This window comes from Psychrobacillus sp. FSL K6-2843 (assembly GCF_038626375.1).
Taxonomy (GTDB): domain Bacteria; phylum Bacillota; class Bacilli; order Bacillales_A; family Planococcaceae; genus Psychrobacillus; species Psychrobacillus faecigallinarum.
Genome location: NZ_CP152021.1, coordinates 533089 through 557092, shown reverse-complemented (window position 1 = coordinate 557092; position 24004 = coordinate 533089). Strand labels below are relative to the sequence as shown.

The following is a 24004-nucleotide window of genomic DNA, read 5'->3' as shown; positions in this document are numbered from 1 at the left end:
CTTGGAATTGTTTCCCCAAGCTCGTTTGCTTAAGATAATAATCGATGAAATTCAAAAAGCCTAACTAAAAAAATATAAAACGTGAAACCTATGACACGATTTCACGTCTCTTATTTGTAGGTGCTTCCTTAGATTAAGCAAAAGCTAACGATTCTTTTGCCATTTCATCATTCATAATCATTTCCTTTAAGCGCTGTTTTGCTCTGAATAATCGTGATTTTACTGTTCCAATAGAAACCTTCATGACCTCAGCAATTTCATTCAGTGAAAATTGATGAACGTAGAAGTACATTACAGTTTTTTGGTAAATGGCATCTAGCTCAGAAATTTTTGTACGAACAATTTCGCAAACATCTTCTTTTTCCAGCTGCTCCTCTACAGATAAAACGTCTGATGCGATGAGGTCAAGCAAGGAAATATCTAATTGCTCTGGTTGGTTGGCTACGTATTTACTACGTCTCACTTGCTTACGATAGCGATCGCGGAATGTATTCATACAAATAGTAGTCAGCCATGCTTTAATATGATCTACTTCCTTCATATAAGACTCGTACCTTACAACTTTCATCCATACCTCTTGCATTAAGTCTTCTGCTTCTACAGGATTTTTTGTTAGTTTCAAACATAAATAATATATGTAACGGTTATATTCTTCGTATATATTTTCAATTGTAATTTGCATTTTAATATCCTCCGGTTGGCTTTTCTTTATAACTATATAATGCCAAACCATAACCTTACCCTCCATCGGATTCTCTTTCAGAAAAATTACAAACGTGTAAGAAACCATAAAAACGTACCAGAAAGTTTCAAGATAAGTACGAACTATAGATGATTGATTTTCGCTTTAGGCGGGTGCGTTCCGCGGCGTGCAAAATCTTAGGGTACAAAAAAACACAAGAGAAATTAATCCTCTTGTGTTTCATTTGAAGCATCTTCTGTGTCCTTAGTAATTGTTACCCGGACGATTCTATTGCGCTCCATTTCATTTATTTCTATATAAAGGTTTTCAAAACGGAATTTTTCATTTTCTTCTGGCACATGACCAAGCTGCTCTAAAACGAGCCCGCCTATTGTATCATTCTCTGTTTCAATAGCAAGCTTAAGCATTTCATTTAGCTCTTCAATTTCAAAGCGTCCAGAGCATACAATTTGGCTTTCGGATGATTCAAATAAAAGAATCTCTTCATCATCATCCGTTTCATCCTCAATCTCTTGACCAATCATTTCTTCTATTAAATCTTCATGAGTCACAATACCAAGAGTACCGCCATATTCATCTAATACAATAGCCATATGCTTTTTATGGTTGAGCATAAGCTTAAACACTTTTTCCACACTTAGCGTTTGTACTACAAACAATGGCTCTTTATCAATAATATCTTCTAGAATAAGAGATGGCTCAATCGACCACTCTATTAGTTTTTTAGAATAAAACATCCCAACAATTGTATCTAAGCTATCTTCATATATAGGATAGCGTGTGTACGAATGCTCTAAAATTGTATCCCTTACTTCCTCATAGGTTGCCTCTATTGGGATACCTACTACGTCTGTTCTATGAGTACAGAGAACATCTGAGACATCCTTATTTGGGAAATCTAGAATCCCTCTTATTCTCTCTGACTCCTCTACCTCAAAGGTGCCATCATTTGATGCTAAATCCACCATTGATAGCAGCTCTTCCTTTGTAATCATTGTCTCTTTTACTGCACCATTTGACCCTATTCTGATTAGCATATTCGTAAACTCAGCAATCAAGAAGGTCACTGGTCGAAGTATTGCCACTAAGAATCTTATAAAAGGAGCTACCATGTAGACAACCGTTTCTGAAAAAGTTGCAGCGATTGTCTTAGGCAATACCTCACAAAATAATATAATAAATGCTGCTACAACTACTACAGACCAACCAATATGCAAATCATAATAATCCGCTATCAATATGGCTAGTAACGTCATGGATGTATTTGCTATTGTATTACCAATGAGGATAGTAATAATCATCCGGTCCGGCTTCATCAGCTGGGCAAGTAATTTTACTGCAGCTACCTCCCCCTGCTCAGCTTTCAGCTGGACCTTGGTCCTATTTACTGTCATTAATGCTGTTTCGCTTCCTGAAAGAAAAAAGGAAACCACGATAGACACAGCTAAAAGTACAAATTCTATGTACAATTTTATATCCTCCTATTTATTCACGTTCAAATCTCTTCTTATAACTATAGCATACTGTCATTTTAGTTGTCACAAAACAAACGCGATTCAAAAGCTATGGAATAAAAAAGTCCAAGCCTATGTTTCCACAAAATAAATGAGAAAAAGGGATGAAAAATTTCCTATTTGTAAACTCTTCCCCACTAGACTTCAAGATGTTTTAGTTCATTAATAAACAAATTTTCTACTCCTTTAGCGGACTATAGGCTAGCAGCGTAAACGAAGTAAATACTCTTCTGAAAAAATACACCTTTTAGAAAGCCTGATTTAAAAATGATAGTCATCTTCAGAAATGACGATTTCCTTTGGATCATACGGTTCAATATGTACAAAGGTTACCGCCTGACTATTTAATGATTCTATCCGTTTTTCAATTCTATCGGAGATATCATGTGAGCGCCTAACGTTTAAATGTGGATTGACACTAATAGTAATATCAATTAACATCATACCTCCATGCTGACGACCGCGAATTTCATTAATTTCACGAACTTGCGCCATATTTTCCACTTCTGCACGGACTTGGGCTAAGAATTTACTATCAAATCCATCAGTTAATAGATATACAGCTTCTTTAAAAATATCTATTGCTGTTTTGATTATAATAACTCCAATGATAAAAGCTGTAATTGTATCAATTATAGGGAATCCAATAATTGCCGCTACAATACCAATTGCTGTTCCAATACTTACAAAAGCATCCGAACGATTGTCGTAAGCAGCAGCCTTTACAGCAGTACTTTTTACTTTTTCAGCTAGCTTGTAGTTGTATTTATATACAGCAAACATAATTGCGGCACTTATTAGTGACACAAAGATTGTTATTATTTCCGGATCTTCATTTGTCGGATGTAGCATATTTTCTACAGCTGAGATCAGTACCTCGATCCCTACATATATCATAATGAACGAAGCTATTAAAGAGGATACTGTTTCTGCACGAAAATGGCCATAACGGTGGTCATCATCTGGTGGCCGCTGTGAAATACGTAGCCCGATCAGTACTGCCACGGATGCAATAATATCTGTAGTATTATTAAGACCATCCGCACGTAATGCCTCTGAATTTCCGAAATATCCAACTGTTAATTTAAATACACTTAACACAATATATGTGACTATAGATAAGTATGCGCCTTTTTCACCTGCGCGCAAGTTTGTGTATAGCTCCAAAATGTTTCCCCTCCGCAACTTCCCTAAAAACACGAAAGAGGCTACCCATTGCCTAAACGACAATGGGTAACCTCTATAGTTAGTTTTTTCATTATAGCATTTGTTCGTATTTAAAGATAGTTTTACGTGTAGTACCCTTGAATTTCCATTTTTGAAACTTTATAAACGAATCCAGTTAATTAGGAAAAGTGTGAACATGTAATACATAGAATGACTTCCACATAAATTCTTTCTGAAAAAACATAACAAAACGTGTGAAGGATAAGCCACCCCCATGTAATACTTCTGTCGCTAAAATTAACACGATAAATTTTCGTGTGTAAAACTTTAAATCATCTTGTCCCTTGTTAGATATAGATTAGGTTTGTGGCGTTCAATTTTAGATGGTTACTTTCACTGTTCTTTTTTATGATATTCGAATCTAGTATATTGAAGAGTTTTTGTACTATAAGAGTTGAAATTGCATATACCCTTCTATACTTTTATAAAGTAGTACACATCATTTTTTTATTCTTCAATTTGGACCACTACATTAACAACAGATGCATCATGATTTTTGATACGTAAAGGTGCTGTAAAAGCAGAAATGATCTTTTTGCCTATTAAGGGCTCAGGATTGATGTCTTCATAGATAAGCATTGTCGGTTCCTCGTATCTTTCATGATCTAAAAAAGCATGGTGGACAAAATAGCAATTTTCTTTCGCTTCTGTTAAGTTTTCAATACTTAAAGTATCAATGGCTACAGCTTTACAGTTCGGCAATTTCGTCCGTATATATTCGGCTGCATCCGGTGAAACAGATGGGAAGTTATTAGCATATTTTTCGAAATCATTTTCACGATATTTCCAGTGGCTAGTATTAAAAATTAGAATATCAGCTTCCTTCAATTCTTCATATTCCTCTAGCTTTTCAATAGTGATAAAGCCGTTTGGACCTACTGGACAATCGATTAACAACGGATTTTATTAAATGAAGTCTTCAATTGGAATAGCGTCTATTCCCTTGCCATTATTTAAATGATGCCAGGGGGCATCCACATGCGTCCCAGCGTGAAGATACATGCTCAATACGCTACCATTCCAGTCATCTCCTTTTTCCAAACGCTCTCTCGGCTCTAATTTCACTTCCGGTAAACCTGGATAAACGGGCATTCCTTCATAAATCGGGTAACCAATTTCAACATGTTTCTTCATTCTGGCATGCTCCCTATATATTTATTTGTAAATTCTATAGAGTGAATATTATCTTCTTGTAGATAGCACCTAGAAGAATACTCCCTCTTTAAGCAAAACCGTGTACCCTAATTAAATTGTCATCTAAATCTTTAAAATAAAACTCGTGATAATTTAATACAGGATTTTCTATCGCTTGGACTTGAACTCCCTTTTCCTTCAATAGGCTGTGCGTCTCGAAAACGTGATCACTTTGCAAATCCAAAGCAACACTTTTGGGCAACACATTTAAATCACTGGCTTTGAAACGATTACTAATTGCTAGTTTTGTATTTTCATTTATAGGGAAAAAGTATGCAACATCAATGTTGTTAGTAGGTTTGATACCTAATATGTTTGTATACCAATCCACTGAAGCCGATAAATCCTTCACAAAACACCAAACAACTACATTGCCATTAAAAATAGTTTGATTTTCAAACAATTGTATTCCTCCCTGATATTGTAATTTTATTACTATTCTTTAAACGGAAACAAAATACCTTTTAAATATAGTCTTTCTTTTCTAAATGTTTATATTTCTCTATTTGGTACTTCTAATGATAATCATATATCTCTTCTAAAACCTTAGCGCCACTAGATTCTCCGAGTTATTTAGTTGTCACAAAACTTATGCTATACTGTTTTTACTATATCTTTAGAAAGAAGGATGGATCCATGAGCCAACTAACAATCTTAGACAATTACTTTGCAGAAAAAAGAGAAAAACACTTAGAAGAATTGAAAAAATTTCTTAGTATACCAAGCATTTCATCCTTATCAGAGCACAAAGCCGATATGCAAAAGGGTGCAGAATGGCTATCAGATTCATTTAAGCAAGCTGGTCTAGAAAATATTGTGATTGATGAAACAAAGGGGCATCCAGTAGTGTATGCTGATTGGTTACATGCGGAGGACAAGCCAACTGTGCTTATTTATGGACATTACGATGTTCAGCCTGTAGACCCTTTGAACCTTTGGGAATCTGAACCATTTAATCCAGAGGTACGCGATAACAAGCTATATGCACGTGGTGCTAGTGACGATAAAGGTCAAGTATTTATGCATGTTAAAGCTGTCGAAGCACTTCTTGAACTTGAGGGATCCTTACCTGTCAATGTGAAGTTCCTAATAGAAGGCGAAGAAGAGGTTGGCAGCCCTAATTTAGAAGAGTACATCGAAAGCAATAAGGATAAGCTTGCAGCAGATGTAATCGTTATTTCCGATACAGGTATGCAAGGACCTGGACAACCAGCAGTTTGTTATGGTTTACGTGGTTTATGTGGTGTTCAAATTGATGTAAAAGGTGCAAAAGGCGACCTACATTCTGGACTTTACGGTGGCGGTGTACAAAACTCCATCCATGCGTTAGTCTCCATTTTAGAGTCTTTCCGTGACGAAGAAGGTACCATCGAAGTAGAGGGCTTCTATGATAATGTTCGTCCTTTAATGGAAGAAGAACGTGAAGCATACGCTGCTCTTGGTTTCAACGAGGATGAGTTGAAACAAGAAGTTGGCGTCACTGAGTTATTTGGTGAAAAAGGATATACTCATCTAGAACGTGTTTGGGCACGTCCAACTCTCGAAATTAATGGGATATTTGGTGGTTTCTCTGGGGAAGGTATTAAAACTGTATTACCGAGCGAGGCAGGAGCAAAAATTACTTGTCGCTTAGTACCAGATCAGGACCCTGAAGAAATTGTTACAAAACTGAAAGCACATATTGAAAAGCATAAACCAGCCGGTGTAACAGTGAAAGTAACTGAATTTGATAAAGGAAAACCTTTCATCACACCTTTTGACCATCCTGCTATTCAAGCAGCAGGTCGCAGCTACGAAAAAATATATGCTGTACCAACTGCTTATACTCGCGGTGGTGGATCAATTCCAATCGTAGCAGCTTTCGATGAAATTCTTGAACTACCAGTAGTATTGATGGGCTTCGGATTATCTACCGAAAACTTCCATGCTCCTAATGAGCATTTCCATTTAGATAATTTTGATAAGGGATTACGTGTTATTGGTGATTACTATAATGAACTGTCTAGCCTATCAAAAGAAGAATTAAAAAAATAATAATAATAATATAATTTAGCACATGGCTTCTTTTTGAATTCATGTGTTTTTATTATCCTCCTAATGTATAATTATTCATTAAATGGATTAACATCCCATATAGAAGGAGAGTACTCAAATGCAAGTACAAGGCATAAAGCTAATTGCTAGGAAGGTTATTACACCTGTTATTACTGCAATGATTTTTGGTTTAATTTTTTCTTCTTATAACTTGATTGGCAATGATTCTATTCCGCCGTATAGTCGTGGTGAAGAGTTCATAGCTTGGGCTTTGATTTTATTTTTCTATAGCGGATTCATCATACTTATATATGGCACACCTGTCTCCCTCCTCCTAGAATTTATCTTAAGAAAAAAAATGCCCAAGTATAATTGGTTATATATTTTGTTTCATGCTCTTTTTGGTGGTCTATTCTTTTACCAGAAATTAGACCTTATGTTTTTAGGTATTGTTCCTGCCCTCATATACAGCATAGTTGATAGATGGTTATATACTAAAAATTTGGACGGCCGCCATATTACCTTTGGATTTCTTTCTCCGATTGCTCTTGCTGTGGTTCTCTGGTTATTTTTCTCCCTAATTTCAGAATCTCGGCCACCTTTTACTAGTGAAGAGGCAATTGCGCTTGCAACATCTGGAGAAGACACTATTTCTAGTAACTTTCCAAAAGAGAAGGATAAATGGAGCGGTAACATTGAAGGTTTTAACGTATCTAGAAAAACATCTGCTAGAAAAATAGGTGATGATCAGTATCTCGTTACATTTACAGAAACCTGGGAAAAAGGGTATGTAAATGGGACCTATTCTGTTTCATATATAGTCAATAGGAATTCAGTATCTCTTCATAGCGAAGGCGGTAAATCCCCCCCTTACTATAAAAAATAAGGCGAGTAAGAATGGGCCCCCCCACTCTTACTCGCCTCAATATTAGTTAGTTCTCGTTTCCAAAGAATGTGATAACTTCTTCTATACTCTTTCGTGGTTTTGGTTTAGGAGCCTCGTCATAATAACCGACCTGTAACATGCTAATGATACGTTCTCCTGGCTTTACTCCTAAAGATTCACGAAATTTTGGATTATCTAGGAATCCTGGCGTTTTCCAGCATGATCCGATGCCTCGATCCCATGCTAACAGTTGGATATTTTGAACAAGCATGCTAGCTGCAGCATAATCCTCTAAACGTTCCTTTTGGCGTGCATCTTCCGGAACAATAACAAATACATAACCACCTGGATTTTTATACTTTTGCATTTGTTTTTCTAAGGCATCCTCTGAAAGCTCATGCCATTTCGGTATCCCATATTCTTTTAACAGCTCATGTAATTCATTTAATTCTGACCCACATGCGACGATAAAGCGCCATGGCTGTCTTAGCTGATGATTAGGTGCCCATAGAGCGTCCTCCATAATAGATAGTAGCTCTTCTCTGTCTACAGGCTGTCCATTAAATAATTTTATAGATCTTCTTTGAATAATTGCATCTTTTACCGTCAATGATTGTTCATTCATTATTACACCCTCTTAATTGTCAGTCTTTTTCATCCATTCAATCATACCAATTTATATCAGAGTTTAAAAGTCTTTCAGTTGTTACCTAGTTTTATGTAACGTTACTTTAAATCTTAGTGTAAAATAAAACAAATGGGAATTTTTTCTTTTGTGTATTAATACATTACTAACATTTTTGAGGTGATACATTGCTCCTACTCTACTGGATTTTCAGCTATTTTGTTGGTAATTTCCTTACAGCCTGGTGGGTCGGTAAGTGGAAAAATACAGATTTAAGGACGGAACGCAGTGGCAACCTCGGCGCTAGGAATGCTGGCGCAGTTTTAGGGAAGGCAGCCTTTGGTTTAACCTTCGTTGGTGATGCATTAAAAGGCATTCTAGTTCTTTATGTAGGCTATGTTTTAGATTTCTCTATCCTTACTATTGCTACCGGGGCTTTCTTCGTTATAATTGGTCACCTTTACCCCCTTTGGTTAAAAGGAAAAGGAGGAAAAGGAATTGCTACCTTTATAGGGGTGTCACTTGCTCTTAACCCTTTTTTGTTCGGAATGCTGGCAGTCGTTTTTCTACTCTTACTTTCCGTTATCCGCAGTGCAACATTAAGCATGATTTTAGCCTTTAGTGCATACGGTATTCTATGTTTAGTTATACCGGAATATCAAGATTTGGCACCTCTTTCCTTAATAATTATAATCATTATAATAAAACACCGACATGATGTAGTAGATTCCTGGCATGAACGTTGGTGGAACAAATCCAATTTAAATTAATTGATATTAAAGAATTTAACAGGAGTATGATTTCCTAATTATGATTAAAATTAAAATAGATAGGATGTAAGTAATGACCTCACAAAAAATCGCATGGGTAGTAGATAGCAGTGCTTATATAAGTAATTTATTAAGAAATCATCCAGACGTATATGTTGTACCTATCAACATTCACTTTGGAACGGAACAATTTGTCGATGGTGTCGATTTGACGTCCGAGCAGTTGTATGAGCGAATCAGAAACGGGGCTGATTCCATAAAAACCTCACAGCCTTCAGCTGGAGAATTTGCTCAATTGTATACAAAACTAAGTACCGAATATAGCTCTATTATCGCCATTCATGTTTCACAAAGCTTAAGTGGTACCCTTTCCTCGTCTGTAGCTGGAGCGCAAATTGCCCAAGTAGAAGTTGATTGTATCGATTCTCTTTCTCTATCAGCAGGGATTACCGGTCTGGTAGAAAAGGGAATGAAGCTTGATGAAGATGGAATTCCTTACAAAGAAATAGTAGCCAATTTAAAGACAGAGGCTACTAAATTTAATAATTATATTTTAATAGGAAATCTTACGCAGCTTTATAAAGGTGGAAGGTTAAGTAGCGCTCAGTTTTACTTAGGCACTCTGTTAAAAATAAAACCTGTAATACAGATAAACAATAAAGGCGAATTACAAGAGCTCGATAAAGTTAGATCACATAAAAAGGCAATTCAGTATTTAATCAATAAAGTGGTTGATTCAGCAAATAATGAAGGAAGTAAGACGATTTATATTATGCATGCCAATGCCCTACAACAAGCAAATGATTTAAAAGAAGCCCTTTTGCTTCACTGTCCACAATTAGACATAGTTATAGGAGAAATAAGTACCTCACTAGCAGTACACGCAGGGGAGGATACAATTGCAGTATTATGGTACGCCCCTTAAATCTTCATGCCATATAAAAGCTAAAGTTTGATTTTAAAAAGCCATAAAAAATGAGCTGGAGAATACATCTCCAAGCTCATTCCATTTTGATGTCCATTTTTTACTTAAGCACCCGTTAGTGCATTAAAAAGGATGCTTTAGATTTATCAATTCCCTGTTTTTCTTCCCATTCTTCTCGTAACATTCCCATCTTAATTGCATCAAAATATTCCCCGTCAACCATTCTAGCGTTTCTTATTCGTGCTTCTTCTTTCATCCCAATTCTTTCTGCTACCTTCATCATCCTTACATTACCTGACCACGTTGACATTCCTAACCTATGTAAATCAGTAGAACTGAATAAGAAATCTATCCAGAGTTTATAAGCCTCGGTTCCATAGCCACCATTCCAGTAATTGTTATCATAAATGACTATTCCAGTTTCTAACCAATTAGTGTTTTTATCTACCCAATAAGAGCCTACCGTTCCAATTAATTTATTTCCTACAAAAATGATTAATGAATTAGGAGTGTTGGGTGCAATTTGATAGTCTTTATCCCAATTTATTTTAAACTCTTCTTTTGTTATTTTAGTCTCAGGTATGTAAGGGCCATTCCATTTCTTCGCTTCTTGTTTCTTATCTTCATACTTCCAATAATATAAGTCATCAATATCTTGTTGGTTAGCCTCTTTCAATTCAACTTTTTGCCCGACGATTTTTATCATAAATGTAAATTCCCTCCTCTATATCTGTTTAAACTAATATTAACATAATATTCAACCGGCTTTTGAAAAAGGAGTTCTAGAAGTAAAGGTCCAGTTAGTTTAATAAGAGGGTGAGTAAATCCTATCTGTATCAGTATCAATTACAAAATCAACTTTTATATTGTTGGAATAAGGTATTTGTTCAAAATTTTGAAGTCTGAAAATACATTTGTAAGATTACTTGTCTCTAATACTGATTCTTTAGCATTGAGGTACTTTTGCTTTAGTCGCTGTTTTGAACACTTTTTACACATAAGTAGAACTTGTTGAAAGAAATCGTCAATTTCAATAATCATAATAATCACGACTAGTTGCTAATCAGTCATATAAACAAATAAAAAGAAAGGGCGTTTTATTCGCCCTCCCTTTTCTCCTCCTTATAAAACCCCTTAGAAATCGTCCTTAACATGGAAGAATATATATTTCGTATTTGATGTATAAGCATATGAGTCATGATAGTCCCAGTACCTGTTTCTACTATTATTAGTGTGCGCATTTACGTAGGGTACTCCATCTTGAATACGTGTTACGATTGTTGAATGATCCCATCGGCCGTCTCCCTCAAAATCATAAAATATTAGATCTCCAAGAATCAGTTCTTGCGCTGAATTCACTTGTTTGGCTTGTAGCCCAATAGTAGAGCCAGCTAGGTACCAGCGTAAAGAATGGGGTGTTGACCAACTTAGACTCCATGTATTGTTTCCTAACCACCAACCTTTCTGCCTATTAGGCTGCCCTCTCATAGGAGCGCCTCCAGCGAGCAAGCATTGAGAAATATAATTCGTACAGTCCACATCAAAAATAGGAAAATTAGGGTTATAGCTATTCCACCATGTTTCCGCGTACTGAACTGCTGCTTGCCGATTATATTTTACCAAAATTTCCACCTCCTTCTATTCTGTTTATATGTATTCATCGAAAATATATGCTAGTATGAAGGTAACTGGAAATTTTTTGTGAATTCAATTTATATTTTAGGAAAGGAAGTTGGCTTATGCGACAACATGCAGAAAAGGAAATCACCTCGCCGACTTTGCTATGCGATGATAAAGGGAATCTAAATCCCAAGGCAATAGGTTTTGCTAGAAAGCCAATAATTGAAAGTAACTTAAAGGGTCATTATATGCGGAAGAAAAAGTGGAATTACTGGTGTGTGTTTGGAGATGAAATTCTATTCTCAGCAACTATTAGCCACTTAGACTACGCAGCCGTCTGCTTTGTCTATTTCCTGAATTACGAAACACAACGCTTTGTTGAAAAGACCGTAACCATTCCCTTAGGCAATAAAGTTAAGATGCCTGATCAGGTATTAGAAAGCGTTCACCTTCATTCGGAGGAAATGTCCATCCAACTTTTGTATATTCAAAATGAGACCCATATGACAGTTACTGTTCCTAATTTTGATGGAGAAATGTTACACGCTGACATACATATCACCCATCCACCAGACGATGATTCCCTGAATGTGGTGATTCCTTGGAATAGGACTCAATTTCAATTTACCGCAAAGCACCACCTCTTACCTACCAAGGGTTTTGTAAAAATGGGAGATTCCCGCTATCACCTTCAGGAGCATGACAACTTTGCAGTCTTGGACTATGGAAGAGGGGTCTGGCCGCGTCAAGCAACATGGAACTGGGGGTTTGCTTCACAACGTGTAGGCTTAAAACGAATTGGCTTAAACCTTGGAGGTAAATGGACTGACGGAACTGGTATGACTGAAAATGCTGTGATTGTAGATGGAATCTTAACGAAGATTCATGAGGATTTGATTTTTCACTATCAAACAAATGACTTCATGGTACCATGGACGATTAAAACGAAGTTTTCTAATGATGTAGATTTAACCTTTACCCCCTTCTTCCATAGAGTAGCTAAGACAGATGCAAAACTGGTTTCATCAGAAGTAAACCAGATGATGGGTTACTACAATGGAAAAATCCAATTGGAGGATGGCCCAACTTTACAGATTCTACAGATGCTTGGATGTATAGAAGAGCATAAGGCCAAATGGTAAGATATAAACAAGAGGGTGCAAAAGAATTAATTCTTTTGCACCCTCTTGTCTAAAACATATATATTTAAATCAATTTCAGCATGCCAACAATTTTACATGAAATGAACAATATTATTAAAGGATTCTAAAGAAATGCAGGCTACGATCCTTTTGTTAGTTGATAAGCTATCTTTGCTGTTCACTCTAGTAATAATTGAACTTCACTTTTTAAATAAGTAGCTCAAGCATTTGTTTATTTTTTTCTTTAAAAATCTCATTATGAGAGGAAACCATTGCTGCACTATGGGCATCTGGCTGAATAAAACGTTTTGCACGGTTTACAGCGTTAGCTGCGTCCTGAAATGTACCCGCTATTAAATGGAGCTTCCCGGGATGAGCTAATATGTCCCCAGCGGCATAAATGCCTGCTACGGATGTCTCGCTTGTACTTGTACCGTCTACGTAATATTCATCCTTTACCGCAATGTTGACTGTACTATTTTCAATAAGTTCCGCGTCTCTTTCATAGCCATGATTGATAATTACCTCATCAATGTCTAAGAAGTTCACTTCTCCTGTTTCATTATTCGTCAACGCCACTTGCTCGATAATTTCATGGTTATTCGACGCAATTAATTTAGAGATAGACGTATTAAATAAGCAGGTGACCGTACTGTTCATCAATTGAGTAATTTGCGCCTCATGTCCGTTTAATGCATCTTTTCTGTAAGTAACATAAACCTTTTTTGCAATTGGCTCCAGCTCGTTTGCCCAATCAATCGCAGAGTTTCCACCGCCAGAGATAATAACCGTTTTATCCTTGAAGCGACGTTTAGATTTAATAGTGTAATTTAAATTACTTACTTCAAAACGTTCTGCCCCTTCTATATCTAACTTAAGTGGATTAAGAATCCCACCTCCGATAGCGAGGATAATCGTCTTAGAGTAATGGACTTGACCGGATGCAGTTGTTAAGCAAAAAATCTTTTCATTGCTTTTGGTGATGGATTCTACCTTTTCATTTAATACAACCTCTGGATTAAACGTTAGCCCCTGCTCCACCAGCTGACCTATCAAACGTTCACCTGATATAGGAGGCTGTCCCCCTACATCCCATATCATTTTTTCAGGGTATACATGTATTTTTCCGCCCAACTGAGGCTGAAATTCAATAATTTTTGTCCTCATTTCTCGTAATCCACTATAAAAAGCTGAATATAATCCTGCTGGACCACCACCAATGATTGTTACATCAAATACATCCTGCATATGCTTTAGTCTCCTCTAAAAGTTATTGTTGACTTCTGTCCAAAAATTCCATATAGTTTCTTTATGATAATGATAATCGTTATCACTAATTTTATCAACTGTTAGTTTGGAGGTTTTGAAATGGTTCGCCTTTTTACAGAGGATTTGTCTATAGGTTACGGCGAAAAACTCATAGTGAAGGATCTTTCTGTACAGATTCCCGATCAAAAAATTACGACGATTATCGGACCTAATGGCTGTGGAAAATCCACCCTACTAAAAGCTATCACTCGGATTATTCCCCATCACTCTGGCTCCATTGTTCTAGATGGCAAAACAGTCTCAAGGGAAAACACTAAAGTACTAGCTAAAAAGATGGCGATCCTTCCGCAAACTCCTGAGAGTGCAAGTGGACTCACAGTTGGAGAGCTTGTGTCATATGGTCGATTCCCCTATCAAAATGGGTTTGGACGCCTAAGCCAAAAAGATTATGAAGTAATTGATTGGGCTTTGGAAGTAACTGGGACGATCAATTTTAAATATCTACCAGTAGATTCACTTTCAGGCGGACAACGCCAAAGAGTATGGATTGCTATGGCTCTTGCACAGGAAACCGAAATCATCTTTTTAGATGAGCCAACCACTTATCTGGATATGGCACACCAATTAGAGGTATTAGAGCTTTTACAAAAATTAAATCAACAAGAAAAGAGAACAATTGTAATGGTTTTACATGATTTAAACCAGGCGGCTCGTTTTGCTGATTATATAATTGCACTAAAAGGTGGACAAATTGTTAAAGCCGGAGATTGCAATGAAGTTATTTCAAAAGATGTGTTAAGAAATGTGTTCCAAATTGATGCAGAAATAGGTAAAGATCCCCGAACAAATAAACCTATGTGCATCACTTATAACTTACTTAAGGGAGAATATAAAATATGAAAAAGCTATTAATGCCGTTTTTAATTTTACTTATATTAACATTAGCTGCTTGTAATAGTGATGAGTCTAGTAATACAGACGCAAATAGCAATAATGATAAAAATGAAACTGATACTATTACATATGAATCCGAGGAAGGCCCTATCGAAGTTCCTGCAAATCCGAAACGTGTGGTAGTAGTCTCTACCTATGCGGGAAATGTAGCTTCACTTGGAGTAAACATTGTTGGTGTGGACGCTTGGGCTAAATCAAATCCTCAATTTAATGAATACTTTGCGGATGTAGAAGAGATTTCAGAAGAAAATCTGGAAAAAATCATTGAATTAGATCCTGATTTAATCATTGGACTTTCCACTGCTCAAAATCTTGATAAATTAAAAGAGATTGCTCCTACAGTAACTTTCACATATGGAAAAGTAGACTACTTGGAACAGCAATTAGAAATAGGAAAGTTATTAAACAAGGAAAAAGAGGCTCAGGAATGGATTGATGATTTTAAAGAGCGTGCACAAAAAGCTGGCGAAGAAATAAAAGCAAAAATTGGGGAAGATGCAACTGTTTCTGTCATTGAAAATTTTGACAAACAAATTTATGTTTTCGGCGATAACTGGGGACGAGGGACAGAAATTCTCTATCAGGAAATGAATCTAGCAATGCCTAAGAAAGTACAGGAAATGGCTTTAAAGGATGGATATTATGCCTTATCATTAGAAGTTCTTCCTGAATATGCAGGAGACTATATCATTTTCAGCAAGGTTTCCACTCAAGATAACTCTTTCCAAGAAACAGATGTATATAAAAATATTCCTGCAGTAAAAAACGGACGTGTCTTTGAGGCAAATGCAGAAGAATTTTATTTCAACGATCCAATTTCATTAGATAATCAGCTAGAATTTTTTAAAGAACAATTTTTGAACAGTAAATAAATATGTTGGAGGGATTCATATTAGGAATTCCTCCTTCTTCATGTTAGGAAAGGAATAATAATATGAAATCTTCTGCGCATTTCAGTTTAAAATTTTTAATCGGGGGCCTGTTGCTTATTGTTGTGTTTTGTTTAGCTTTGGTGCTCGGAGCTGCTCAAACAACTGTGCAGGATGTATGGAATGCTGTTTTCTCTACTATCAAAAGTGATTCTATTAATATACTGCGAGAAATACGTCTTCCTAGAGAAGTTGGAGCAGTTTTAGTAGGGGCTGCTCTGGCAATTTCAGGAGCTATTATGCAAGGTATAACACGAAATCCTTTAGCAGATCCTGGTTTGTTAGGTCTGACCTCAGGAGCAAATGCTGCGTTAGCGGTAACTATTGCCCTTCTTCCTGCAACCAATTACTTGGGTATTACAATCGCCTGCTTTATAGGCTCTGCTGTGGGGGCCATCATGGTTTTTAGTATAGGGGCAGCAAGAAAAGGAGGTTTTTCTCCTTTACGTATTGTTCTTGCGGGGGCTGCAGTTTCTGCTTTCCTGTATGCAATTGCAGATGGAGTAGGTATCTATTTTAAAATCTCTAAGGATGTGTCTATGTGGACTTCAGGAGGCTTAATAGGTACATCTTGGAGTCAGCTACAAATAATCTCCCCTTTTATTATTTTAGGGATATTGGTTTCACTGCTTCTTTCCAGACAGCTAACAATTTTAAGTTTAAATGAAGAGGTAGCAGTTGGTCTTGGGCAAAGAATACTTTTAGTGAAAATGGTACTCTTCATAGTGGTTATTTTACTTGCTGGATCTTCGGTGGCACTTGTAGGGAACATGGCTTTTGTTGGGCTGATGGTTCCACATATAGTTCGAGCTATTGTTGGAGCGGATTATCGATTCATCATCCCTATGTCAGCAATAGTAGGAGCCATTCTTATGGTTCTTGCCGATACGATTGGGCGCACCATAAATATGCCTTATGAGACTCCTGTTGCTGCAATCATTGCTATAATGGGCTTACCCTTCTTTCTAATCATCGTACGAAAAGGGGGTAAAGTATTTCAATGATTCATCCAAAAACAATAAAAAAACAACGAATACTATTTTTTAGTCTTCTTGCTTTAATCTTATTAACGGCTTTTCTAAGCGCTGGAATCGGCTACTCTTCCCTATCCTTTAACCGGTTGTTGCCAACTATTCTAGGGAATGGGTCTTTTAAAGAGGAATTTGTATTTTTTTCTGTTCGCTTACCTAGAATTATTATTACCTTATTAGCCGGAATGGCTTTAGCTCTATCCGGTGCAATTTTGCAGGGAGTTACTAGGAACGATTTGGCTGATCCCGGAATAATTGGGATAAATTCTGGGGCTGGTGTTGCAATTGCTGTTTTCTTTCTCTACTTTCCTATACAGCCTGGCTCCTTCATATATATGCTTCCTCTTGTAGCATTTTTAGGAGCTTTAATAACAGCATTTGTCATTTATATTTTTTCCTATAATCGAGAAATTGGATTGCAGCCTGTTCGTTTAGTTCTCATTGGTGTTGGTTTTTCAATGGCTCTTTCGGGATTAATGATTGTTATTATTTCCTCTGCGGAGACGCAAAAGGTCGACTTTATAGCTAAATGGCTAGCAGGTAATATATGGGGAGCTGATTGGCCATTCATTTTAGCTCTTCTTCCATGGCTCATTGTTTTAGTTCCTTTTACTATGTATCGTGCTAATCGCCTAAATCTCTTAGGTTTAAGTGAGCCCGCTGCAATTGGAGTAGGCGTCTCTATTGAAAAAGAACGTATTATTTTTCTTTTAGTAGCAGTAGCTCTAGCTGCGTCAGCAGTTAGTGTAACTGGAGGAATTGCTTTTATAGGACTCATGGCTCCACATATAGCAAAGTCTCTTGTAGGCCCACGTCATCAGCTGTTTTTGCCTATTTGTATTCTTTTAGGTGGCTGGTTGCTTCTGTTAGCAGATACTATCGGAAGAAATGTTATCGAGCCGAGTGGCATCCCTACCGGAATTGTAGTCGCGTTAATAGGCGCACCTTACTTTATGTATTTGTTATTAAGGAAATAAATGATTTTTTTTAGAAAAAGCATATGTATATTAAATCAAAGTGAGTGATTTCCGCTTTAGTCGGACGCTTTCCGCGGGGTGAGCGATAAGCCATCCCCGTCGCTTACGCGTCGTTTGGGATGTCTTATCTGTCTCACTCATCCCGCTGGAGTCGCCGCCTGTCGCTCCAATCAACAAAAAATAAATTGCTTGCAACAAAACAAGCTACTACATAATTATTTCATTTTTGTTCTAGTTCACTAAACTAGAATATCTTCGAGCTTTAAGAATAGTAATTGCGCTTTGGTTATGGCTATCAAATTGTAAATGTAACCTCAAAGGTTGTTTTGTTACTTTCAACACCAGATTTGTCCGTAATGGTAATATATTATTTATAAATTTCTCCGCTCAATAAAAACGTCATGAGCATTAGGTCTTGATCTATTTAGAATGTCTATATAAAAAAGATAGTGTGATTTCACACTATCTTTTTTATTATTTTCGATTATTTAAGTAGTCTAGCATTTTCTTTGGATAGTCAGTAAAAATGGCATCTATTCCTACTGACATTAACATATCCACATAAGCCTCTTCATTTACAGTGAAGACGCGTACTTTTTTTCCACTTGCTACTGCTTCTTGTCCCATTCTTCTAAATACCGTCGGAAAGAAAGTGTGCAAGGCATCCGCTCCTACAGCCTCCGCATATAAATGTGGGGCCACCATCACTTCCATGAATAAGATAGCTGTCTCCACCTCTGGAGCCTTCTCTTTAAAACTTTGTATCATTTCATGATTAAAGGAGGAAATAACGACACGATTTACTAATCTATAATCTCTTAACATATTGATTGCTTTCTCTTCCATTCCTTCGTATGGAAAAACGTCAGACTTCAATTCAATATTAATATGATGATGAGTATCCTTAAACACATATAAAACTTCTCTTAGAGTGGGGATCTTTTCACCTTTAAATTTTGATGAGAACCATGCACCAAAATCGTAGGATTCTAATTGCGCTAGCGTCATATCCTTCACATAACCTTGTCCATTGGAAGTTCGATTAATTTTCTCATCGTGGATAACTACAAGTTCTCCATCTTTTGTCATATGAACATCAAATTCTACTCCATGTACAGGTAAAGCTGCTGCTGCTTTAAAGGCCGAAATAGTGTTTTCAGGATGCGTTCCAGATGAGCCTCTATGTGCATAAATTTTCATAATATACCTCCCTCATATTTGTTATAGTTAGTATATCTTTTGATGGAACAATATGTAAATGGATTTTATTATCATGTCCTGACTAACCTAACCTTTGTCTGAAAATGCGACTTGCTAAAGCGAGATAAATGTAATTTCTCTTCAAAAAAACCTCTTATATAAAGAGGCAGGTTCTATATTCTCGGTGGAATCTTTATGTATTTACGCTTAGGTGGACGAGTTTTTTTTAATATCATCCATTGTAGAGTGATTTGAATTTTTTGTTTTACGTGGGTAATCCGCATTGAATGTAACCTTTTGTCTGAATTTTTCATTGTTACATGATGTTCGTTTAACCCCAATAAGATCTCTCCTTTACGATTGAATGTTTATACATTCATCTTATAGTGATAGTATGAAAAGAATATAGTGGTTATGTTTAGACTTTGTAAATGTTATCTTAATCTTCCGTGTTCAGCTCAATTAGTGTTATTAATTCACTGTACAAAAAAGGGTGATCCAGTTTCTTGGACCACCCTTTCCTTTAATTTTTTCTTCTATAAAAAAGAGTATGCGCTGCTGTTTGAAAGCCTTGTTTTTGATAAACTGATAGCGCTATATCATTATCGGTTTCTACATCCAAATAAACTTGTTGTTTCCCTAAAATGTATGCCTCATGCTTACACCAATTTAACAGAGCCTTTGCTACTCCCTTACCTCTTGCATCATTATGCACGGCTAAACCTGTAATCCATAGCTGTTCTTGGTTATCTACCGTCGTAGCAGTACCTAATACTTTATTAGCTTGCTTTGCAAGCATCAGCTTTCTATTTGGGGTTTGCAAATTAAAGGATATCATTTCTTTTGCTTCTTCTTGAGTGTCACCAAATGCACTCTTCAGAACATTTATAAGCTCATCTCCTTCATTTACAAAAGGAGCTATTTCAAATTCACTTTTCGTTTGTTCAGGAGCAGTATTCGCGACCATGGTAATTTCTGAAATCTCATGAGAGTATCCATTACTTGTCAGCATATGTTGACCAATCGTCGCAGTACTAGGAACTAGAGCGATATCGGCTGTAGCTCCCCTTAGCTCTAAGTTTCTATTGAGCTCCTGGAACATTTTGCTTGCTATGCCTGCTTTTCTTGCACTCGGGAGTACCAAGGCACTCCATTCATAATCTATTGTTCCTAAACGATCTATGGCAGTTAAAATACCGACTAATTGGTCTGAATCATCATTATAAACTAATATGCAAAAACCTTTCAAAAAATAGTCCGTTAACTCTGTAACGTTTAACAAACGACTATAATTGATTAAATCTACATGAGTAGCTTCATCCACTAATATTTTTATTTCCTCTAACGTTTCACCGTCAACTGGAATTGACACAGTCATAACTGATATGTCCATGTACATACTTCCCTTCTAAATCTTTGAATTCATCAGCATACTATAAAAACGACCTTGCGTATTTATAAGTTCCTCTTGTGATCCTGATTCTATCAGCTTTCCATTTTCCATGACAAATATTAAATCTGCTTTTCTTACCGTATTTAAGCGATGGGCTATTACAAAACTCGTTCTACCTTCCATCAATCTTTCCAGTGCTTCTTGTATTTTAAGCTCTGTTACAGTATCAATGCTCGAGGTAGCTTCATCTAACAACAAGATTGCTGGATCTGCAACTAAAGCTCTTGCAATAGAAAGCAGTTGCTTTTGCCCCTGACTTATCTCACTGCCATCTGCCGATAAAATAGTATCATATCCATTAGGTAGCTTCGTGATAAATTCATGTGCATTCGCTTCCTTAGCTGCCTGAACAATTTCTTCATCTGTCGCATTTAGCTTTCCATATTGTATATTTTCTTTTACACTCATTTCAAAAAGGAAAGGATCCTGCAAAACAAAAGCAGTTTGGCTTCTTAAAGTATTTCTAGGCATTTCATCAATAGCAATATTATCAATTAAAACCTTACCATCATTTGCTTCATAAAACCGAGCTAATAACTGCATAATAGTTGTTTTACCAGCACCCGTAGCACCTACTAAAGCAGCAGTCTGACCTGCCTCTACCTTGAAGGACACATTATCAATAGTTGGTTTTTCATCATCTTTATTGTATTTAAAGGTTACGTTTTCAAAAACCACATTACCTTTGAGCTTATAGTCATTATTATCTACCGCTGTATCCTTTTCTTCTGGCTCATCAATGATAGCAAAAACACGTTCAGCTCCTGCAATAGCTGAGAGCACAGTATTAAACTGGTTAGCTAAATCGTTTAAAGGTCTAGTAAATTGACGTGCATATTCCGTAAAAATAACAATTTCTCCGATAGACACATAACCATGGTAAGCTAGTACTCCTCCCGCAGCTGCAACCAATGTAAAGCTTGTATTGTTCAAAAGGTTCATAACCTTAGGTATAAATCCAGAATATGTAAGCGCCCAAAATCCAGTTCGTTTTAGACGTTCACTTTTAACCGCAAATTCCTCTAGCATACGCTGCTCCTGAGAGAATGCTTTGACAATTCGCTGTCCGGAAATGGTTTCCTCAATCATCCCATTCAATTCCCCCACTGCCTGCTGCTGTTCCTTGAAAAGTTTCGATGTTCTTTTGGTAATCCATTTCATCGCAAAGAACATTACTGGAACAATGACTAATGCCACTAGCGTTAGTAGCGGACTTAACATTAGCATAACGACCGTAGTTCCAACTAAAGTTAAAACGCTAGAGAAGACTTGTATAAAGGAGGAGTTTAACGTCTGACTAACGTTTTCAATATCGTTAGTCATTCTACTCATAAGCTCCCCATGCTGACGCTTATCGAAAAAAGACACCGGGAGTTTTTGAAGCTTATTAAACAAAACTGTACGAAGTCTATAGATTGTTTGCTGGGAAATTCCAATCATCCAATAGCTTTGTAAATACATTGAGATAGAAAGAAATACATAGACAATTATTAAAATGCCAATTAAGCTTGCTAGACCTTCAAACACATTTACCGAAATATATTCATCAATAATTACCCCTATTAAATATGGTCCTAATAAGGATAGGGCTGAACTAACTACTACTAACATCAATACAACAATGAGTAAAAAGCGCTGTTCATCCACTAGCTTCCAAATGCGACTAAGCACACCCTTCCAATCCGATGCCTTATCAATTTTCTTTTTGTTCTTCTTTTTCAAATCTTCCTTTGTTATAACCGGCTCATAGCCAAAAGGTTTACGAATGAAGTTCATCTTGTTCGTCCACCTCCTGTTGCGATTCTGCAATCTCTCTATACAGAGGAGAATTTTTCATTAGCTCATCGTGCGTGCCATATGCCGATACTTGCCCTTCCTCTAGAAGAAGTATTTGATCTGCACCCTTAGCAGTTCTAATTTTTTGTGTTATTACCAGCATTGTAGCATTTTCTCCTTCTAAGGCTTCCCATAAGGCATTCTCTGTAGCTACATCTAACGCACTTGTACTATCATCAAATAGTAAAATCTCTGGCTTACGCACTAATGCTCTAGCAATAGAAAGCCTTTGCTTTTGTCCTCCAGACAAATTAACTCCTTTTTGGCCTACCCTAGTATCGTATTGATCAGGAAACTGCTCAATGGAATTATGTATTTGCGCCTGCTTCGCCGCTTCTTTCAATAACTCCTCTGTAGCCATCGAGTCTCCCCAGCCTAGATTTTCTTCAATACTACCTGTAAAGAGGATCGATTGCTGAGGTACTAGTCCAATCACTTGTCTAAGCTCTTTTAAAGACCATTGCTGCACTTCTTTTTCGTTAACCAATATCCTGCCTTCTGTCGCATCAAAAAATCGTGGGATTAAATTGAGCAAGGTAGATTTACCTGAACCTGTTGCACCCATGATGGCAAGCTTAGAACCAGGCTTTACTATAAAGGAAACATCTTGTAACACAGGGTTCAACGTTTCTGGGTATGTAAAGGAAACATTTTGAAATTCTAATTTACCAATACTAGAAGGCTTTTCTACTATTTGGCTATCAATATTTTCAATGCCATCTTCAACTAACAGCACTTCTTCCATTCGTTCAGATGAAGCTTTTGCACGTGAAAAGAATATGATAATGAAAGAAAACATAGAAAAAGCACCCGTCATTCGCATTGCATAATTGACGATTGCAACCAGCTCACCAATTTGCGCGCCACCAGTTTGAATTTCCTTTGCTCCAAACCATAGTACTGCCATTAAGCTTACATTCATAACAAACAAAAGAACTGGAAGTATTAACTCCATAATTCGAAATGCTTTTACATTGTCTACTTTTAGAATGTCTGCGACTTTTCCAAATCTACTAGATTCGAAATCACCTCTTAAATAAGCCTTTATCAAACGAACTGCCTGCAGGTTTTCTTGAATCTTACGTGTAACACTGTCCACGCTTTTTTGTACTTTGGAAAACAATGTTAATCCTTTTCGACTCATTAAATAGAGAAAGACCAATAGAAATGGTGCACCAATAACTAAATATAGTGCTAGCTTTGGATGGACGAAAAAGGACATTATAATACTTCCTACTACTAGTAATGGAGCTCTAAGCATAATTCGGAGACCCATAAATATAAGATTTTGAGTAATCGTAACGTCACTTGTGAGTCTAGTGATTAAACTAGACGTTGGAAATTTTAGAAAAGTTGTCATCGTAAAGGACTGGACTTGTCGAAACAAGGCCTGACGTATATCGTAGCCATAGCTCTGCACTGCATGAGAAGCTATGAAAGTATTAATAATACCAGCAAAAAATGCCACGATAGAGAGGACCAACATAATACTTCCCCAAAATATGATAGATGATTGGTCCCCCGCGACGATACCATCATCTATAATAACTGCAATTAATAGCGGCTGAATGAGCTCTACCGAAAGCTCAACTAGCATAAAAAATAGCGCAGCAATGACAAGCCACTTATATGGCTTTAAATAAGAAAAAATGGTCTTCATCTAAAACACTCCTAAATTCTTCGTCACTCGAATTAATTTACTGTAAAATCTATTA

21 protein-coding genes and 1 pseudogene are annotated in these 24004 nt (G+C 36.7%); 9 read left to right on the top strand and 13 right to left on the bottom strand.

Annotation, left to right across the window (positions count from 1 at the left end; translation table 11 throughout):
* Positions 1-133 precede the first annotated feature (133 nt).
* From MKY94_RS02700 to MKY94_RS02680, 5 genes and pseudogenes are all read right to left on the bottom strand, one after another.
* Positions 134-682 carry an RNA polymerase sigma factor gene (locus MKY94_RS02700; RefSeq protein WP_144540056.1) on the bottom strand — a complete coding sequence of 183 codons (549 nt, stop codon included), beginning with the start codon at positions 680-682 and terminating at the stop codon, positions 134-136.
* Between the two features lie 224 nt (positions 683-906).
* Entirely contained in the window at positions 907-2172 is a 1266-nt protein-coding gene (locus MKY94_RS02695) for a CNNM domain-containing protein (protein WP_225215978.1), read from the bottom strand.
* A 306-nt stretch (positions 2173-2478) separates the two neighbouring features.
* Positions 2479-3384 carry a cation diffusion facilitator family transporter gene (locus tag MKY94_RS02690; RefSeq protein WP_144539908.1) on the bottom strand — a complete coding sequence of 302 codons (906 nt, stop codon included), beginning with the start codon at positions 3382-3384 and terminating at the stop codon, positions 2479-2481.
* A gap of 507 nt (positions 3385-3891) precedes the next feature.
* A pseudogene (locus MKY94_RS02685) lies at positions 3892-4578 on the bottom strand (cyclase family protein).
* An 88-nt stretch (positions 4579-4666) separates the two neighbouring features.
* Positions 4667-5041: a VOC family protein gene (locus MKY94_RS02680; RefSeq protein WP_340862490.1), complete on the bottom strand. Its 375-nt coding sequence runs from the start codon at positions 5039-5041 to the stop codon at positions 4667-4669.
* 233 nt (positions 5042-5274) lie between these two features.
* On the opposite strand from MKY94_RS02680, the gene MKY94_RS02675 reads away from it, so the two are divergent.
* On the top strand, positions 5275-6672 hold the full coding sequence (locus tag MKY94_RS02675) for a dipeptidase (RefSeq protein ID WP_342577951.1): 1398 nt from the start codon (positions 5275-5277) through the stop codon (positions 6670-6672).
* A 118-nt stretch (positions 6673-6790) separates the two neighbouring features.
* The gene (locus MKY94_RS02670) at positions 6791-7558 is read left to right on the top strand and encodes a hypothetical protein (RefSeq protein ID WP_340844079.1); all 768 of its coding nucleotides are present in this window, start codon (positions 6791-6793) and stop codon (positions 7556-7558) included.
* Between the two features lie 46 nt (positions 7559-7604).
* On the opposite strand, the gene MKY94_RS02665 is transcribed toward MKY94_RS02670, so the two are convergent.
* Complete coding sequence (locus MKY94_RS02665) at positions 7605-8183, bottom strand: nitroreductase (RefSeq protein ID WP_154311590.1); 579 nt, start codon at positions 8181-8183, stop codon at positions 7605-7607.
* 188 nt (positions 8184-8371) lie between these two features.
* Here MKY94_RS02665 and MKY94_RS02660 point away from each other — a divergent pair, with 188 nt between their 5' ends.
* Positions 8372-8953, top strand: coding sequence for a glycerol-3-phosphate acyltransferase (locus MKY94_RS02660; protein ID WP_154311592.1), 582 nt, complete (start codon positions 8372-8374; stop codon positions 8951-8953).
* Between the two features lie 73 nt (positions 8954-9026).
* Positions 9027-9878: a DegV family protein gene (locus MKY94_RS02655; protein WP_154311593.1), complete on the top strand. Its 852-nt coding sequence runs from the start codon at positions 9027-9029 to the stop codon at positions 9876-9878.
* Between the two features lie 115 nt (positions 9879-9993).
* Here MKY94_RS02655 and MKY94_RS02650 read toward each other — a convergent pair whose 3' ends face one another.
* Complete coding sequence (locus tag MKY94_RS02650; protein ID WP_144539925.1) at positions 9994-10584, bottom strand: GNAT family protein; 591 nt, start codon at positions 10582-10584, stop codon at positions 9994-9996.
* Positions 10585-11012: 428 nt separating this feature from the next.
* Positions 11013-11504, bottom strand: a complete 492-nt coding sequence (locus MKY94_RS02645) for an amidase domain-containing protein (RefSeq protein ID WP_144540060.1) — start codon at positions 11502-11504, stop codon at positions 11013-11015.
* A 113-nt stretch (positions 11505-11617) separates the two neighbouring features.
* On the opposite strand from MKY94_RS02645, the gene MKY94_RS02640 reads away from it, so the two are divergent.
* Positions 11618-12640, top strand: a complete 1023-nt coding sequence (locus MKY94_RS02640) for a DUF2804 domain-containing protein (protein ID WP_144539927.1) — start codon at positions 11618-11620, stop codon at positions 12638-12640.
* Between the two features lie 207 nt (positions 12641-12847).
* Here MKY94_RS02640 and MKY94_RS02635 read toward each other — a convergent pair whose 3' ends face one another.
* On the bottom strand, positions 12848-13888 hold the full coding sequence (locus MKY94_RS02635) for an NAD(P)/FAD-dependent oxidoreductase (RefSeq protein ID WP_144539928.1): 1041 nt from the start codon (positions 13886-13888) through the stop codon (positions 12848-12850).
* A 120-nt stretch (positions 13889-14008) separates the two neighbouring features.
* On the opposite strand from MKY94_RS02635, the gene MKY94_RS02630 reads away from it, so the two are divergent.
* From MKY94_RS02630 to MKY94_RS02615, 4 genes are all read left to right on the top strand, one after another.
* Complete coding sequence (locus MKY94_RS02630; RefSeq protein ID WP_144539930.1) at positions 14009-14809, top strand: ABC transporter ATP-binding protein; 801 nt, start codon at positions 14009-14011, stop codon at positions 14807-14809.
* Positions 14806-15735, top strand: coding sequence for an iron-hydroxamate ABC transporter substrate-binding protein (locus tag MKY94_RS02625; RefSeq protein WP_154311595.1), 930 nt, complete (start codon positions 14806-14808; stop codon positions 15733-15735). The genes MKY94_RS02630 and MKY94_RS02625 overlap by 4 nt, the downstream gene beginning before the upstream one ends.
* 62 nt (positions 15736-15797) lie before the next feature.
* Positions 15798-16796: an iron ABC transporter permease gene (locus MKY94_RS02620; protein ID WP_342577950.1), complete on the top strand. Its 999-nt coding sequence runs from the start codon at positions 15798-15800 to the stop codon at positions 16794-16796.
* Positions 16793-17800, top strand: a complete 1008-nt coding sequence (locus MKY94_RS02615) for an iron ABC transporter permease (RefSeq protein ID WP_144539936.1) — start codon at positions 16793-16795, stop codon at positions 17798-17800. The genes MKY94_RS02620 and MKY94_RS02615 overlap by 4 nt, the downstream gene beginning before the upstream one ends.
* A gap of 474 nt (positions 17801-18274) precedes the next feature.
* Here the strand turns inward: MKY94_RS02615 and MKY94_RS02610 are convergent, their stop codons facing one another.
* The 4 genes from MKY94_RS02610 to MKY94_RS02595 form a co-directional block, all read right to left on the bottom strand.
* Positions 18275-19000, bottom strand: coding sequence for a glycerophosphodiester phosphodiesterase (locus MKY94_RS02610; RefSeq protein ID WP_144539938.1), 726 nt, complete (start codon positions 18998-19000; stop codon positions 18275-18277).
* Positions 19001-19523: 523 nt separating this feature from the next.
* Entirely contained in the window at positions 19524-20393 is an 870-nt protein-coding gene (locus MKY94_RS02605; protein WP_195761953.1) for a GNAT family N-acetyltransferase, read from the bottom strand.
* A 15-nt stretch (positions 20394-20408) separates the two neighbouring features.
* Complete coding sequence (locus MKY94_RS02600; RefSeq protein ID WP_154311600.1) at positions 20409-22229, bottom strand: ABC transporter ATP-binding protein; 1821 nt, start codon at positions 22227-22229, stop codon at positions 20409-20411.
* Entirely contained in the window at positions 22213-23949 is a 1737-nt protein-coding gene (locus MKY94_RS02595; protein WP_154311602.1) for an ABC transporter ATP-binding protein, read from the bottom strand. The genes MKY94_RS02600 and MKY94_RS02595 overlap by 17 nt, the downstream gene beginning before the upstream one ends.
* Positions 23950-24004: the final 55 nt, after the last annotated feature.